Source organism: Nitrospirota bacterium (genome assembly GCA_016212185.1).
In the GTDB taxonomy this organism is placed as follows: domain Bacteria; phylum Nitrospirota; class Thermodesulfovibrionia; order UBA6902; family DSMQ01; genus JACRGX01.
In genome coordinates this window covers 12,258-29,105 of the sequence record JACRGX010000024.1, presented here as the reverse complement: position 1 = coordinate 29,105, position 16,848 = coordinate 12,258, and the positions used below count along the sequence as shown (strand labels likewise).

Below are 16,848 nucleotides of genomic sequence, written 5' to 3'. Positions count from 1 at the left end.
AACAACCCTCCTTAGATATTCACGCCGGATAATTTTTATATTTCATATCACTGTGGGCATCAAAGCACCCTGTTTCCCTAATCACTGTGTTAGATAGATTATTTTTGACCCTTCATTTTCAAATCTAAAATTCACTTCTAATAAATCACTTAGTGCATTTCTGATGTTTTGCTGTTTTTCTTTAGGCGCCAATACAAATAAGAAACCACCCCCTCCTGCTCCTGCTAATTTACCACCATAAGCGCCTGTTTGTATTGTCTTTTTATATATTTCATCAATAAATTGATTTGATATTTGGCTTGAAAGATTTTTCTTAAGATTCCAACATTCATGAAGGAGTTCACCCAGATGTTTTGCCATATCCTCAGGTTCTTCATCAGAAATTATCTTTTCAGCTTCAAAAACCGCTTCATGCATCTTTTTAAGATAATCGTCTTTTCTGCCATCCTTAGTATTTTCTATTTGTTCTTGTACTATTTCACTTGCATAACGAGATAAGCCGGTATAAAAAACCATCAATGAATCATTTAAATAATCAAGCTTTTCTTTTGAAATAATAACAGGTCTTACTGATAATCCTTGTTTACTAAATTCGATTGTATTCAGTCCTCCATAAGCCGCATGAACCTGATCCTGACATCCAACATTCTCTTTAATAAGTTGTTGCTCTATATAAATAGCCTCTTCAACAAGCTGTTGCTTAGAAACAATTCTACCTTCTAATGCATATAGTGCATTTAAAAATCCTACAGTAAACGAAGATGATGAACCAAGACCTGTACGTGCCGGGAGGTCAGCAAATATATGAATATCCAAATTACCATTAACATTCTTAAACTTCAGAGTCTCTCTAACACTTGGATGTACAATATTTTCCACATTATTTACAAGCTCAGATTTTGAATAGCCAACTCTTATCTTGTAATCAAAAAAATCACTTAATCTGTTTACACTCACATAAGTATATTTATCAATTGTGACTCCAAGAACAGCGCCACCCTTTCTTTCAAAATATTCCCTGTAATCCGTTCCCCCACCAAAAAAACTTATCCTTACAGGCGTCCTTGAGATAATCATTTACACCACCTCCTTTAAGACCTGTTGCAGTTCCTTCTGCGCCCTTTTATAATCCTCAGGGACGCCGATATCAATGAAATAGCCGTCGCTGATAAAGGCGGAAACGGCAAGGCTGTTTATATTCCTCTGCAAAAAATCAGTTTCAAAGGAAAATGCGCCTTCCCCTGCATAATGATTCATGCTCTCTTTTTTCATCACGTAAACACCGCCGTTTATATAGCCGGAATTTCCGGAGGACTTTTCACTAAAACCGGTTACTCTCTCATTCTGGAGGATAATGGTCCCATACCTGTCAATGTTATTCATTGGTTTTACGGCAAGGGTCAGCATGGAGTCTTGTGAATGGTGAAAATCAATTAGGTTATTGAGATTAACATTAAAAAAACTATCTCCGTTTAAAACTATTGCTTCACTGCCCTGCACGCGCCTCAGCGTCTCCCTTAAGGCGCCGCCTGTGCCGAGCGGCTGGTCCTCTGTGACATATTCAACATCCATCTCTTTGTATCCTGAGCCGAAATAATTTTTTATCGTCTCATGCTTATAGCCCACTGAAAGCACGACCTTTTTCACACCATATCTTGATAAATAATCCATTAAGAAAGACATAAACGGCCTGCCGTTTATGTCCGCCATCGGCTTAGGGACATCTTTAACAACAGATTGAAGCCTTGTGCCGAGACCGCCTGCTAAAATTATGGCTTCCATCTTTAATTCATCAATGCCGATATCATGCCGCTGACCATCTTTGCTATGGCAGGAGAGGCGGTAAGTCCGGGCGATTCTATGCCGATTAAATTGATAAGTCCGGGCAAGCCGTTGCCGCTTTCTTCCCTGATTACAAAATCCCTTGTCTTTTCTCCGGGTCCCTGCAGTTTGGGACGGACGCCTGCCATGTCCGGCAGGAATGAATCTATATCAAGTCCTGATATGATTTTTGAGGCGCCTTTATAAAAACTCTCCTTTTTGCCGGACTCAACCTTATAATCAATTGCTTCAACATATTCTGCGTCAGGGCCAAAGCGCAGGCGGTTTGCCAGATCCAGAGTCGCATGAACGCCAAGTCCTACAAGTTCTTCATGCGGCACAGGATAGATAAGCATCCTGACAGGAGAGGGTTTTGAGTATGAAAAATATGAACCTTTGCAAAATTTAAGCCTATAATCATTTTTCCCGATGTCTATCCCTGAAAGCCCTGCGATGTAATCAGAATAAAGACCTGCGCAGTTAATCACAACTTTTGACTCAAAGTAATAGTCCTCCTGCTTTATCCCGACAACAAAACCATTCTTTTTTTTATCTATCCTGTGGACCTCGCTGTTAAAAGCAAACAAGACCCCGTTATCTGAAGCCGAATCAGAAAAAAATTTCATGAGCGAATGCGAGTCAATAATTCCCGTATTCGGAGAATAAAGGGCGGCAGCTGACAGGGTGTGAGGTTCAATCTTGCTAACGTCGTTTTTTTGCAAAATCATCAGATCCTTTACGCCGTTTTTTTGACCCTTTTCCAACAGAGCTTCAAGGGCTTTAATCTCTGACTGCTCAGATGCAACAATCAGCTTGCCTGTTTTTTTATGGGGAATGGAAAACTGCCCGCAGATTTTATACAAATATTCAGCGCCCTCAACGCATAATGCAGCTTTTAGCGACCCTTCCGGATAATAAATTCCGGAGTGTATTACCTCGCTGTTGCGGCTGCTTGTCTCCTGCCCAAAAGTCTTATGCTTCTCAAGTATTGTAATGTTTTCAAATTTTTGGGATAATTCAGCCGCTATTGCCAAGCCGACAACGCCGGCGCCAATAATAGTTATATCTGTTTTTTCCAATGCTCCGCTTTCTCGGTTACAAAAATTGCAGCCGTCAATTTCTGAGAACTGAATTTTTACTATGGTCTAAACAGAATTCTGCAATTTTCTGATGCTTATTGCATTTGCTGTGTAACTACCTAAAAAAGCCCCCAAAGCGTCTGCAATAACATCGCCAACAGCAGCATTTCTGCCGGGAACAAATGACTGGTGAAATTCATCGGTAATACCGTAGATAGCCGCCAAAAGGAACGACAGGGCGATAACCCGTCTGTTGAGCCCGCTTTTCTTAAATGATAAGTAACTTAAAACTCCAAGAACAGCATATGCCGCCGCATGCAACACCTTGTCAGCTCCCCATGGAAGAGGGGGCAGTTCTGCGGATTTTTGCGAAGAAATGTAAAAAATTGCCGTCATATAGGATATTGTAAAAATCCAGTAGACAACAGCCCTCAGCTTTTTCACCTTCCTCCAAAAATAATTCTTTAAATAAGCCAAATAAGCCTTAGAATATTAAAACTTTTTCTTAAAAAAATCCATTTAAAAAAACTTATACGGTGTTAAATAAATTGACAACGGCGAGGAATAAAAAAAGGGATGTCCCATGGAAAATGGGACATCCCTTTATATTTTTTATAATCTTATGTCTTTTGGCTTACTTTGTTTTCTTCATTAAGCGTCTTCTAACTGCCAGCACTGCGCCTCCGGATAAAAAGAGGATAGAGCTTATCGGCTCAGGCGCTACTGCAGTCATACCGGTTGTCGTATCAAAGCTCCTCCGATGGTCGCTAAAATATGCAGTGTACGGGATATCACCTGCCGGATAATCAACAGTAAAACTAAATCCCCCAAGACTACTGCTGGCCGCTATATCAGAGGCATTACTCAGTGAAAACGTATCAAGGGTTGGCGTTGTATTTGTCCCTTCCCATATAATGCCTGCCCAGTCAGTCGGAAGCGGTGAACCTATAACGCCTGCCGTGTGATCAAAATCAAGGAACACGCTATAAAGGTATTCTCCGGCTGTTGAGGTATTGTAGAAGGTATAATTATACTGCCACAACCCGTTCCCTAAGTTTGTTTCCAGATAAAGGATATCCGCACTTGAAACTGCAAACGCCCCTACTGATGAGAATAAAAACATGCTTACTGCAAAAACCGCCGTTAACAACACTTTCCTTTTCATCGCTTTTAAACCTCCTTCTATAATTTAATGTTTTTAATTTTTGAGAATTCTTCTAAATTCTCACCATTCTTATATCTTTCTTTTTTTAAAGTAATTTCTAACTGTCAGCACTGCCCCGCCTGAAAAAAAAAGTATTGTGCTGACCGGCTCCGGAGCCGTCGGGAGATTACTCCCGCCGTCAGGCCTTGGTATAAAATCAAGTTTATTGTCGCTGTTAAACCCTGAAATCCCTAACGCATCGTTATAGGCATAGACATCCATCTGCGTCCTGCCCACTTTTGTCCTGCCGTCTTTTGCATAAAAATTCCCCCAGACCGGGTCCTTAGTTGTCTGAAAAGAATACGATATATACTCTCCCCCAACATCAAATTTGATCCCATACAAAGGAGTGGGAAGCCCTGGTTCGCTGTTGCCCTGATTCCACCACACCTGCGGGCCTTCAATAGCGGCAGGCGTCCAGCCTGATGAGTCAGAGTCATTATCCTCATCATCAGAATCGCCTGAATGGTCTGAAGATTTTAAAAAACCAAACGACCTTGAATGTTCAGAATCATCTGAATCTTCCACACCTATTTTATAACGGGCATTTAATATGTCAGTTGCTAAAGACGGATTAGAAACCTCTAATATGAAATGCGATATATCCTTGCTCCCCTGAAGCGTATATTCATAATTCCATAATGAAACGGTTGTATCATAGGAAATATCCCATGAAATGCTGAACCCGGGCCAAAGTCCGGTCAGTCCGCCGGTTGAACTGCCGGGGTTATAATTTTCTGCGGAAAAGGTGCGCTGGTCCACGAGGTCCTGGAAGTCAACGCTCTGTCCATATAGGCTTGCAAAGGCATTTCCCGTCATTAATGCTGCAAAAAATATCAACGCAATTAACCCCACTATCATTTTTTTGCTGATTTGTTTTAGCTTTATTGCCATAGCCGGGGCATGTGCGCAGTACTCGCCGCTTCTGTAAATACCGCATATTTCAAAGTTCTCATAACAATAAAACATTGCCATGGCTATATCCTGACTTTTCATTTTGACGAAATAACATTCATCATAAGGCTTTTCTACTAAAGGGCATAACCTTCCGTTGCCATAAGTCTGTTTTAAATGTTCTTTTTCCATCATCATGCTAATGAAATAGCAAAACTTATACCAGAAGGTCAAATTTTATTTTTTTACTGTTGACAATATGCAGAACTTTAAATATTAGGGGCTATAAACTAAAGATATAATTAAAGCTAACTGCTTGAAAAATAAAATAAAGATTGGCTTAAATCTTGTTTTATTACTGGTTTCAGCAATAGGTATTTTATGTTTAAAAAATAAGTTTTAGGCAGGGTAACAGAGGGGATTTTGTGAGCAAAAAGTCTAAAAGTGTAAAATATTACGGGTGTGTCATGTTACATGAGTGTAATATGTTACGTTAAGTGCCTTCGTCAATTTTATATTCTTTAATCTTACGGTAAATAGTCTGCCTGCTTATTCCCATAAGGCGTGCCGCCATGGCTTTATTGCCGGCTGTCTTTTCCAGAGCCTGAAGAATTGCCTGCAGCTCCGTGCCTTCTTTATCCCTGAGGAGTCCCTTGGCTTCTTTAACATTCTTCAACTCAGGCGGAAGGTCGTCAACCGTAATTGTGCCCTGATGACATATGATACAGGCGTGTTCCAGCGCATGCTCCAGCTCCCGCACATTGCCGGGCCATGGATAGTCCATAAATATCCTCTGGACGTCTGCCGAAATACCCTCTATATTCTTTTTAAGCTTAATATTGAATTTTTTAAGGAAATAATCAACAAGAAGCGGTATATCTTCAAGCCGTTCTCTGAGAGACGGAAGTGCAAGTTCCACCACCTTAAGCCGGTAATAAAGGTCTTCCCTGAACTTGCCGAGCCGGACCTTTTCCCTGAGGTCCTGATTAGTTGCAGCTACAACGCGCACATCAACATTAATCGGGGTTGAGTCGCCCACCGCTTCAAATTCCATTTCCTGAAGCACCCTGAGCAGTCTTAACTGCACCCCCTGAGATATATCGCTTATTTCATCTAAAAAAATAGTCCCTCCGTCAGCCCGCTGAAACCTGCCGACCTTGTCCTTTACCGCGCCGGTAAATGCGCCTTTAACATGCCCGAAAAGCTCACTTTCAAGAAGACCTTCTGACAATGCAGAACAATTAACCTTTACAAGTGGTTTATCGCTGCGTACTCCATTGTAATGAAGCGCCTCGGCCACAAGCTCCTTGCCCGTTCCGCTTTCCCCTGTAATCAAGATAGTCGTCTGCACATCAGCAAGATTCTCTATAAGCGTAAACACGTTCTGTATCTGCTCGCTCTTACCGATAATATTATGGAACTGCCCGCGCTCCCTCAGATTCTCCTCTAAATGAGCCAGGCGTGTTTCATCCCTCACTACCATAACAGCGCCTGAAAATACGCCCTTGTTATCAATAAGGGGTGATACGGTTATGGCCACAACCTGCTTCGGACAATTAGGGCACTGACATTCAAGGCGCCTTTCTTCAACCTGCTGCTTTTTCCTGATTGCATCCACAAGGATCTCATGGCACCTTCCGGTGCATTCCTTTGAAATAACGCTGAAGGCCTTCCCTATATCGCTGCGGGACAGCTTGCAGATCTTTTTTGTCATCTCATTTATTTCAAGCACTATCAGTTCCTTATCTACCGTAATAATGGCGTCATGGACGCTCCTGAAGATAGCCTCAAGGTTGGACCGGTATTTCTCTTTTTCATCAGTCACCGTCTTGTGCTGAAGCGCCATACCGGCAACATGCAGGAGTGCTTCTTTTTGGACCGGCTTGGTAATATAGTCAAAGGCGCCTAAGCGCATGGCATCCGATGCGCTCTCAACATTGGGATAACCGGTAATCATGACTACCGGACAGCTCAGGTTCCTGCTTCTTATATCCCTCAGCAGATCAATGCCGGTCTTGCCCTCAAGAATTATATCGGCAAATATCACGTCAAAATCCGTTTCCAAGATTTTTGCTAAGGCCTCGTCAAAGTTAATGGCAGTGGCAACTTCATAACCTTCGTCAACAAGGAACCTCATGAAAGTAAACCTTATGCCTTCTTCATCGTCAATGACCAGAATTTTTGTTTTCATTCCTCACCTTCTTTTTCCCCGGGCAGGTCAATTATTACTTTTGTAAATTCACCCTCTTTGCTCTCTATTGAAAATTTTCCGTGATGGTCGCTGATAATGCCGTGGCTTATGCTCAGGCCCAGTCCTGTCCCGAAACCCTGAGACTTGGTGGAGAAAAACGGGTCCATTACCTTGTCGTATATCGCACGGGGAATCCCTGTGCCGTAATCATATATGACAACCCTTATGTACTGCTGTTTATTATTTGTAATCTGTTCACAGTTTATTTGAAGTATTTTATTTTCGTGTGTCCCTTTGTATTTAAGGTTAAGGGCATAGCGCGAATTGCTTATAATATTTAAAAAAACCTGCAGTATTTGCTGTGGGTTTGCAATTATTTTCGGTAAGCCCTGTGGTATATTCAACTTCAGACTAATGCCGTCTTTCTTCATCTGCATTTCCGTGAGGGACAGTAAATCGGACATTATCTCATAGAAGTTAACGAGTATCTTCTCCTCTTTCTTAGCCCGCGCAAATGAAAGCAGGCTTCTCACTATGCCGGCAATGCGGTCGCCTTCCTTAAGTATCCTGCCGGCAATATCATTATCCCGGCCTTCCTTGCTTTGCTCATCAACCATTATCTGTGCATAATTGATAATACTGTTTACCGGGTTGTTGATTTCATGGGCCACGCCTGCCGCCAGCTCCCCGAGAGATGCGAGGTGCCGGGCGCGCGTTGCTTCATTCTGCAGATTAACCTTTTCAGTAATGTCAGCCGCCACCTCAATGACATTTTTCACCTTTCCGAACTCATCTTCAACGGGAAAAGCCCTTATGTCATACAATCTTCCGGCAGGCGTGAGCACCTGGGCTGATTCTTCATTCCCTGATAAAAAACTCCTTGCCGTCGGGCAGTTTTCACAGGGGACAAAAATATTGCAGCACATTTTATGGCAATTCTGTCCGGGTAATTTTGACGCATCCATGTTAAAAACAGATGCGGTAGCCTTATTGGCCCACATTATTTTCATATCAGGGGACAGCTGGATAATGTTATCCGTAATGGCGTCCAGAAGAATATGAAATTCCTGTGAAAGCCTCCGGTATTCGCCTTCGCTGTTTCTGAGCGCTTTCTCAGCGCGCTTCCGTTCGCTGATTTCATCCAGAAGCTGCTCATTACTTTGTCTTAATTCTTTGGTGCGCTCCTCTACCCTGACCTCAAGTTCATCCTTGGCCCTCTGAAGCCCCTCTTCTGCACGCTTGAGATGAATAATCCCGACAAGCACATTCGCAACCGCAGTGAGAAACTCCTCCTCTCTCGGGCTGCGTTTATGCCCCTCTTTTATATATGTATTGACTACCCCGATTACCTTGCCTGAGGAAATAATCGGGGCGCAGTAGTGTCCATGCGGTATTATGCCGTTATATTTGTGGTCATGACGGTTATCAACACAGCTTGCAAATTCTATCCTGCCTGACTGCGCCGCACGACCGCACATGCATACGCCAAAGGGGACCTTGGCGCACTTAACCTGCAATGCAGCCGGCAGTCCCCGCTGGGCCTTCAGCGCCAGCACTTCCGGGTCGTCTTCAACAAGAAGAATCGCCCCTCTTGATTCAAGGGATAGCCATGGAATGGAAACCACCTGCTCAATAACGCGTTCAAGCGTGTCTTTAAGCGAGATGTCTTCCAGGGAGATATTGAGAATTTTATTAAGGGCTGCCTGGAGTTCATAATGCTGGCGCAGTTCCTGCTCTACGACACTGCGTTCCTCAATATCACAATTTTGTTCACAAGCATTGTGTAACATGTCTTCTTTTTTCTGATTGTAATCCATTAGATAATCCTGAAATTTCTATTGTGTTACATGTTGCCTTGTTTTACATTATATTTTACCTGAAGACATTTATTTATACAATAGTTTTTTATGCATGCATAAAATCTGCTTATAGTATCAGAGTATCAAAGTGTCACGGTGTAATAGTGTCAGGGTATCAAAGTGTCAGATGTTAACAGCCTGTTGAAAAATTTTTTTGTGCCCTTTCCTGTCATTCCCGTGAAAACGGGAATCCAGGGTTTCCCATGAAAATAGGAGCCTAATTCCTTTATATAGTTCCCCCGATTAAATCGCGGGGACGGCGTCTGGATACCCGCGAAAGCGGGTATGACAAACTTCTACGTTGAAATAGACTTCTTCAACAGCCTGTTAATTTATACCAGCAGTGTTATTAACTTGCAGATTACCCATGCAAGCACGGCACATGCCGGAATCGTCAGTATCCAGGCAATTATTATATTGCCGCCAATTCCCCATCTTACTGCCGATAATCTCTTTGATGCGCCGACGCCCATGATGGTTGATGAAATAACGTGGGTAGTTGAAAGCGGGAGCCCTATTTTTGATGCAATTTCAATAACAGTCGCAGCAGATGCCTCTGCGGCAAATCCGTGAATCGGCCTGAGGTGGACCAGGCGTACGCCAAGCGTCTTGATAATCCTCCAACCCCCAAGAGCCGTGCCGAGAGCCATAGCAGATGCGCACAGGACAATTACCCATTGAGGGACATGGAAATCTGGAAGATTATAATAGCTTACCAGCGCCATTGTTATAATACCCATCGTCTTTTGGGCGTCATTATTGCCATGGCTGAAAGCCATGAAAGCTGCAGACCCTATCTGAAGCTTGTTAAAAAGCTTATTCACACGCATAACCGGAAACCTGCCGAACACCCACATCAGCAGCAACATAAGCAGAAAGCCGAGCATTAATCCAACCAGCGGAGAAAGCATCAATCCCAGCAGTACCTTGTTAACTCCTTTATGGATAATAACCTGTGTCCCGCTTGTTGCAACCGCAGCGCCGACTATGCTTGAAATTACTGCGTGACTTGAGGACGTGGGAAGGCCGAAATACCATGTAATCAAATCCCAAATTATGGCAGACAAAAGCGCTGAAATAACGGTTATCTGGGTAACGAATGCAGCATCAACAATACCGGCGCCCACTGTCTTAGCCACCGCAGTTCCTGATAAAGCGCCAACCATATTTAAGACCGCCGCCATTGTCACCGCAGTCTTTGGCGACAAAACCCTTGTTGACACAGACGTGGCTATTGCATTTGCTGTATCGTGAAAACCGTTTATGAAATCAAAAATTGTGGCAAGAACTATTACGCAGATGAGGAGAAAAAAAGTATCATGCATATTTAAGGACTATGGCTTCCATAACATTGGCAACATCCTCGCATTTGTCCGAGGCGTTTTCAAGGTGCTCATATATCTCTTTCCATTTAATGATAAGGATGGGGTCTTTAATCTCATCAAACAGCTTTCCGAGCGCATCCCTGAAATCCCGGTCTACCCTGTTTTCCAGCCTGTTTATCTCAATGCAGTATTCCTGCACATGGGAGTAATTTTTTTCCTTGAGCATTTTCATTGCCTTATGCATAACCTCCACAGTCGTCAGGAGGTCTTTTGACATTGAAATAGCTTCTTTCGTTGACTCCTTCAGTTTAAACACCGAAAGCCTGTCGGCAGCGCCCCAGATTAAATCCAGGACATCATCAAGCCTTGACGCAAGGGCATACAGGTCTTCCCTGTCTATCGGGGTGAGGAAGGTTTTGTTAAGTTTTTTCATTATATCATGTGTCAGTATGTCGCCTTCCTGCTCAGTTTCATATATTTCCTTGACCCGCACATCAATATTGTCAAACTTCTCCATAAGGGCGACAAGAAGGTTTGCCGCCTTTGTGAGGTTTAAGGACGCCCGGTCAAATATCTCAAAAAAGTCTATTTCTTTCGGAAAAAGTTTCATGATTTTTACCAACTGGTATAGTACAGTAACAGGGGTTTGATGTCAAACAAAAATTTCTTTGCAGTTTGTGATAAGATGTGACATTGACACCTAATAAAGGAAAAAACACCATGCGGAAAGCAAAGATAGTCTGCACAATAGGGCCGGCCTGCGGTCAGGAAAAAGTTATTTATCAGATGATAAACGCCGGGATGGATGTTGCAAGGCTTAATTTTTCGCACGGGACTTATGAAACGCATAAAAAAGCCGCGGCCCTGATAAGGTCCGGCGCCCATAATTATGAAAAGCCTATTGCCATACTCCAAGACTTGAAAGGACTGAAAATAAGAGTAGGCCTTATTAAGAACGGCTATGTCAGGATTGAAAAGGGTTCAGCCTTATCCCTCACATCAAAAAACATACCCGGTGATGACAGACTTATCCAGATACAGTATCCCCATCTTATCCAGGACTTAAATATCGGCAGTAAAATTTTAATAGATGACGGGCTGATTCAGTTAAAAGTTACCGGGAAAAATAAAGACCGGTTGACGACAGAGATTATTGAGGGGGGGGTATTAAAAGAGAAAAAGGGCGTCAATCTCCCCGATATCAGGATCTCTGCATCTTCATTCACAAAAAAAGACATGGAGGACCTTGCCTTTGGGATAAAACTTGGTGTTGATTATGCAGCGCTTTCTTTTGTGTGTTCAAGAAATGATGTCCTGAAAGCCAAAAACTATCTAAAAAAACATAAATCAGACATCCCTGTAATTGCAAAGATTGAAACAAGGCAGGCTCTTGAAAATATTGCGGAGATTATAGATGTCTCAGACGGACTTATGATTGCAAGGGGAGACCTCGGGGTGGAAGTCCCGGCTGAAGAAGTGCCGTTAATTCAAAAGCGTCTGATAGAGCTGTGCAATTCCGCACTGAAACCTGTAATTATTGCCACACAGATGCTCGAATCCATGACAGAACACCTTCAGCCCACAAGGGCCGAGGCAACGGATGTCGCAAACGGCGTGCTGGACGGGGCAGACGCATTAATGCTTTCAGCAGAAACAGCAATCGGCAGCTACCCTGTTGAAGTTATAAAAATGATGGACAAGATTATAAGTTTCACGGAAACACATACACACAAGGCCCCCCTTCATAATCCCATCGGCGGAAAAACCTTGGCCCATGCCATTGCCGAGGCAGCATGCGCATCAGCAATGGATATAAAGGCAAAGGCAATAGTGGCCTTCAGCCGGACAGGGTTTACAGCGCTTATCGCATCAAAGTTCAGGCCGCGGGTGCCGATTATAGGTTTTACCGTCAGGGATGAAGTCCGAAGGAGAATGAATCTGTACTGGGGGATTACGCCTCATATCATGAAATTCCCTGACAATACAGATGAAATGATCTCTGAATCGGAAAAAGCCCTCATTCAGAAAGGCCTTGTGAAAAAAGGGGATGCGATTGCAATAATAGCCACATCTCCCTTTACTCAGGGCGCAAAGACAAATATCATGAAACTGCACAGGGTGGGAAAGTAATCTGAGATGTTCCTAAATCAATAAGTCATCTTACTTCTTTGCAGTATTCTTAGCCCCCGGCTGCTTTTTGAGTTTTGTCTCCGGTTTTTTAAACATCATTCTGCCGTCTTCCATATCAGCCTCTACCGTATCGCCGTCTTTAAATGTACCATCAAGGATTTTTGTGGCAAGCGGGTTTAAGATTTCTTTCTGGATTACCCTCTTAAGCGGTCTTGCGCCGTAAAGCGGGTCATAGCCCGTCTCTGCAAGATATCCCTTTGCCGGCTCTGTAAGCACAATATCTATATGCCGGTCTTTTAAGTAATGCTTCATGCGGTCCAGCTGGATGTCAACAATTTTAAGAAGCAGTTCCCTGTTAAGCGCATGGAATATTATTATCTCATCCACCCTGTTCAGAAATTCAGGCCTGAAAAATGTCTTCAGGTCCTCCATCACGCCCTTGCGTATCTGTTCCTCATTGCTCCACTCGGTAAGCATCTCCTGAATGCGCTGGCTTCCGATGTTTGAAGTCATAATTACAACCGTATTCCTGAAATCAACCGTCCTTCCGTGCCCGTCCGTAAGCCTTCCGTCGTCAAGAAGCTGAAGCAGTACATTAAAAACCTCCTGATGGGCCTTTTCAACCTCATCAAAAAGGATTACGGCATAAGGCCTTCTTCTGACCGCCTCTGTGAGCTGTCCGCCTTCTTCATAACCGACATAACCCGGAGGCGCGCCTATCAGCCGCGACACTGTGTGCCGTTCCTGATATTCAGACATGTCAATCCTCACCATTGCCGCTTCATCGTCAAAGAGAAATTCCGCAAGCGCCCTCGCAAGCTCTGTCTTTCCTACGCCTGTCGGTCCCAAAAAGATAAAGGAGCCGATGGGATGGTTCGGGTCCTGTATGCCTGCCCTGGCCCTTCTTACCGCGCTTGAAACGGCGCTGATTGCCTCATCCTGCCCCACGACGCGTAATTTCAGCCTGTCCTCCATGCTGAGCAGTTTCTGAACCTCTCCCTCAAGCATTCTGCTCACGGGTATGCCGGTCCATTTTGAGACAATCTCCGCGACATCCTCTTCGTCAACTTCCTCCTTAAGCAGTTTCCCTTTGCCCTGCTCTGCCGCAAGTCTTTTGTTTTCTTCCTCAAGGTTTTTTTGAAGCATAAGGAGCCTGCCGTATTTTAATTCCGCGGCTTTGTTGAGGTCGCCCTCCCTCTCAGCCTTCTCAGCCTCAATCTTTGTGCGCTCAATATCCTCCTTAATTGAACTTATTTTGCCTATCGCCCCTTTCTCATTGAGCCATTGGGCTTTTAAGACATCTCTTTTTCCAGTAAGCCCTGCGATTTCTTTTTTAATCTGTTCCAGCCTCTCCTTTGACGCTTCGTCTTTCTCCTTTATCACCGCCTGCTTTTCTATTTCATACTGCCTTAGTTTCCGTTCAATCTCATCCAGCTCGGACGGCATGCTGTCTATCTCCATCTTAAGCCGCGAGGCAGACTCATCAATAAGGTCAATTGCCTTGTCAGGCAGAAACCTGTCAGATATGTACCTGCTGCTTAAAACCGCCGACGCAACCAGCGCCGAATCCTTTATCCTCACGCCGTGATGGACCTCGTACCGTTCCTTAAGCCCCCTCAGAATGGAAATTGTGTCTTCAACATTAGGCTCTTTTATAAAAATCGGCTGAAACCTTCTTTCAAGCGCAGGGTCTTTTTCAATGTATTTCCTATACTCAGAAAGGGTAGTTGCGCCGACGCACCTGAGCTCGCCCCTCGCAAGCGCGGGTTTGAGCATATTGGATGCATCTATTGCGCCTTCTGCGGCGCCGGCGCCGACAACAGTATGAAGTTCGTCAATGAATAATATGACTTTACCCTCAGCCTCTTCTATTTCCTTAAGCACGGCCTTAAGCCTTTCTTCAAATTCCCCCCTGAACTTTGCCCCTGCGACAAGCGCGCCCATATCAAGGGCCACAACCTTTTTGTCCTTAAGGCTCTGAGGCACATCTCCTGACATTATCCTCTGCGCAAGCCCTTCGGCAATGGCGGTCTTTCCAACGCCGGGCTCGCCGATTACAACGGGGTTGTTTTTTGTCCTCCGTGAAAGCACCTGTATTACCCTTCTGATCTCTTCATCCCTTCCTATGACAGGGTCCAGTCTGCCCCTTTTAGCAAGCTCTGTCAGGTCCCGCGCATAACGCTTCAGAGCCTGATATTTTTCCTCAGGATTCTGGTCTGTAACGCGCTGCGTCCCCCTTATCTCACGCATTGCAGAAAGCGCCTTGTCTTCTGTAATGCCGGATTTTTTAAGGACCTTTGCCGCCTTGCTTTCCACCCCGATAAGCCCGAGAAGCAGATGCTCAACACTTACAAATTCATCCCGGAGATGTCCTGCATGTGAAAATGCCTTTTCAAAGACATCCTTAAGCGTCTGCGTAATATAAATCTGCCCCATCGGGGTCGGGCCAAGCACTTTTGGCTGTTTTTCAATCTCCGCATCAACAGCGCTCCGAAGCGCCTTTATATCTGCTCCGAGTTTTTTGATAATCTCAAGCGCAACGCCCTCATCTCGAAGAGTAGAGTCTCCGACAAGCAGGACCTGCAAAAGATGCTCTGCATCAACCTGCTGGTTGCCTTTTTTCTGCGCAAGCTGCTGCGCCTTTTCAACTGCCTCCTGACTTTTTATGGTAAATTTATCCGGTCTCATTCACTAATTCCTCCAAATTAAAATCTGGTTCAACGTTGTTTAAGATTGTTTAATGTTGTTCAAGATTGAACGGTTTAAACAGGTTGAACTATTTGAACTATATTTGTACCTATTCCTCTTCAAAAAATCTCCTTATCCGTTCTTCAAATTCTTTCCTTAAATCCCTTTCAAGGTGCGTCATCATATCCTCCATTTCGCGGTGAAGGACGTCAAGCCTGCGCCTCATCCTTATAATTATATCAACCCCGGCCCGGTTGACGCCGAGCTCCTTTGTAAGCCTCAGTATCATTCCGATGCGCTCCAGATTCTCCTGAGAATAAAGCCTGGCCCGCCCGACCCTTTCGGGACGTATCAAGCCCTCTCTTTCGTAAAGCCTAAGCGTCTGCGGATGTATCTGAAACATCTCAGACACAACACTTATCATGAATAACGGGCGCTTTTTATCTTCCATGTTCATCCCACAAAAAAGTTCAAATGGTTCAACCTGTTTAAACCGTTCAATCTTGAACAACATTAAACAACCTTGAACAATGTTGAACAATATTAAACCAGATGTTAGCATTGAACAAGATTTAATGATACGCCTTTTCTATCTCCTGAAGCGCCTCTTTAGTCTTAGCCGTGACCTTCTTCGGCGCAACTATTTTAATAACCACATACTCATCGCCCTTAATTCCTGTCTTCGTATCAGGAAGACCCTTGCCCCTGAGCTTAAATTTTTTCCCGCTGTCCGTGCCCGGAGGCAGGGTCATGGCGGCAGTTCCGTCAAGCGTCGGCACATTAATCTTTCCTCCAAGCGCCGCCTCGCTGAAAGTAACAGGCGCATCAACATAGATGTTATCCCCGTCGCATTTAAATACAGGATGCTGTCTGACAGTAATCTCAATGTACAAATTACCCGCAGGCCCGCCTTTCACGCCGGCGCCGCCCAGGCCCTGAAGTTTCAGCCTGCTTCCTGTGTGTGCGCCTGCCGGAATTTTCACTTTTACGGTCTCAGTAATTACGGAATTACCGCTGCCCCTGCACGGCTTGCACGCCTTTGTCACAATCCTCCCGCTGCCCCTGCACGAGGGACAGGTCTGGCTCAATCTGAAAAACCCCCTGCCCTGCTGAGATGTCCCGGCGCCTTTGCAATCAGGGCATGTCCTTGAATCCTCTGCGCCGGTGCCGCTGCAGATACTGCAGGGAATTTCCCTGGTCAGTGTAATCGGTTTTGTAACGCCTTTATACGCCTCTTCAAGAGATATCTCAAGCGATGCGGCAAGGTCATCACCGCGAAGGGGCCTTTCCTTTTCCCCGCGCATGCCGAATAAATCAGAAAATATATCTGTGCCGGCCCCGCCGAAATCAAAACCAAAATCATGAGATCTGAACCCTTCAAATCCCTGACCCTGTCCCGCTTCAAACGGACTCTTTCCAAATTTGTCGTAATCCGCCCTTTTCTTTGCGTCGCCAAGCACCTCATAAGCCTCATTTATCTCCTTGAACTTCTGCTCCGACGCTTTGTCTCCGGGATTTAAATCAGGATGGTATTTGCGCGCAAGCCTCCTGAATGCCTTTTTTATGTCACCCTGTGAGGCATCTTTCTTAACGCCAAGCCTGTCGTAATAATCCTTCATTATCTCACTTTCTATTTCTTAGTTCTTAGTTATTTTTA

General features: G+C 44.4%; 14 protein-coding genes. 1 reads left to right on the top strand and 13 read right to left on the bottom strand.

Going from position 1 to position 16,848, the window contains the following annotated elements:
- Positions 1 to 81 precede the first annotated feature (81 nt).
- The 10 genes from HZA10_02590 to HZA10_02545 form a co-directional block, all read right to left on the bottom strand.
- Positions 82 to 1,077: a kinase gene (locus HZA10_02590; GenBank protein MBI5195190.1), complete on the bottom strand. Its 996-nt coding sequence runs from the start codon at positions 1,075 to 1,077 to the stop codon at positions 82 to 84.
- Complete coding sequence (locus tag HZA10_02585; GenBank protein ID MBI5195189.1) at positions 1,078 to 1,782, bottom strand: nucleotidyltransferase family protein; 705 nt, start codon at positions 1,780 to 1,782, stop codon at positions 1,078 to 1,080.
- Positions 1,783 to 1,784: 2 nt separating this feature from the next.
- Positions 1,785 to 2,900, bottom strand: a complete 1,116-nt coding sequence (locus HZA10_02580) for an NAD(P)/FAD-dependent oxidoreductase (GenBank protein ID MBI5195188.1) — start codon at positions 2,898 to 2,900, stop codon at positions 1,785 to 1,787.
- A 66-nt stretch (positions 2,901 to 2,966) separates the two neighbouring features.
- Positions 2,967 to 3,296: a VanZ family protein gene (vanZ, locus tag HZA10_02575; protein MBI5195187.1), complete on the bottom strand. Its 330-nt coding sequence runs from the start codon at positions 3,294 to 3,296 to the stop codon at positions 2,967 to 2,969.
- 238 nt (positions 3,297 to 3,534) lie between these two features.
- Positions 3,535 to 4,065 (bottom strand): hypothetical protein, encoded by a 531-nt coding sequence (locus HZA10_02570; protein ID MBI5195186.1) that lies wholly within the window; start codon positions 4,063 to 4,065, stop codon positions 3,535 to 3,537.
- A 69-nt stretch (positions 4,066 to 4,134) separates the two neighbouring features.
- Complete coding sequence (locus HZA10_02565) at positions 4,135 to 5,100, bottom strand: hypothetical protein (GenBank protein ID MBI5195185.1); 966 nt, start codon at positions 5,098 to 5,100, stop codon at positions 4,135 to 4,137.
- Positions 5,101 to 5,491: 391 nt separating this feature from the next.
- Positions 5,492 to 7,189: a sigma 54-interacting transcriptional regulator gene (locus HZA10_02560; protein ID MBI5195184.1), complete on the bottom strand. Its 1,698-nt coding sequence runs from the start codon at positions 7,187 to 7,189 to the stop codon at positions 5,492 to 5,494.
- The gene (locus tag HZA10_02555) at positions 7,186 to 9,006 is read right to left on the bottom strand and encodes a GAF domain-containing protein (protein MBI5195183.1); all 1,821 of its coding nucleotides are present in this window, start codon (positions 9,004 to 9,006) and stop codon (positions 7,186 to 7,188) included. Before HZA10_02555 ends, HZA10_02560 begins: the two co-directional genes overlap by 4 nt.
- A 374-nt stretch (positions 9,007 to 9,380) precedes the next feature.
- The gene (locus HZA10_02550; GenBank protein MBI5195182.1) at positions 9,381 to 10,373 is read right to left on the bottom strand and encodes an inorganic phosphate transporter; all 993 of its coding nucleotides are present in this window, start codon (positions 10,371 to 10,373) and stop codon (positions 9,381 to 9,383) included.
- Entirely contained in the window at positions 10,366 to 10,983 is a 618-nt protein-coding gene (locus tag HZA10_02545; GenBank protein MBI5195181.1) for a DUF47 domain-containing protein, read from the bottom strand. The genes HZA10_02550 and HZA10_02545 overlap by 8 nt, the downstream gene beginning before the upstream one ends.
- Positions 10,984 to 11,093: 110 nt before the next feature.
- Between HZA10_02545 and pyk the strand changes: the two genes are divergently transcribed.
- Positions 11,094 to 12,503 (top strand): pyruvate kinase, encoded by a 1,410-nt coding sequence (gene pyk / locus HZA10_02540; GenBank protein ID MBI5195180.1) that lies wholly within the window; start codon positions 11,094 to 11,096, stop codon positions 12,501 to 12,503.
- A 30-nt stretch (positions 12,504 to 12,533) separates the two neighbouring features.
- Here the strand turns inward: pyk and clpB are convergent, their stop codons facing one another.
- From clpB to dnaJ, 3 genes are all read right to left on the bottom strand, one after another.
- Positions 12,534 to 15,191 carry an ATP-dependent chaperone ClpB gene (gene clpB, locus HZA10_02535; GenBank protein ID MBI5195179.1) on the bottom strand — a complete coding sequence of 886 codons (2,658 nt, stop codon included), beginning with the start codon at positions 15,189 to 15,191 and terminating at the stop codon, positions 12,534 to 12,536.
- 109 nt (positions 15,192 to 15,300) lie between these two features.
- The gene (locus HZA10_02530; GenBank protein MBI5195178.1) at positions 15,301 to 15,642 is read right to left on the bottom strand and encodes a MerR family transcriptional regulator; all 342 of its coding nucleotides are present in this window, start codon (positions 15,640 to 15,642) and stop codon (positions 15,301 to 15,303) included.
- A gap of 121 nt (positions 15,643 to 15,763) precedes the next feature.
- A complete protein-coding gene (gene dnaJ / locus HZA10_02525) occupies positions 15,764 to 16,810 on the bottom strand; it encodes a molecular chaperone DnaJ (GenBank protein MBI5195177.1) in 1,047 nt (348 codons plus the stop codon).
- Positions 16,811 to 16,848 lie beyond the last annotated feature (38 nt).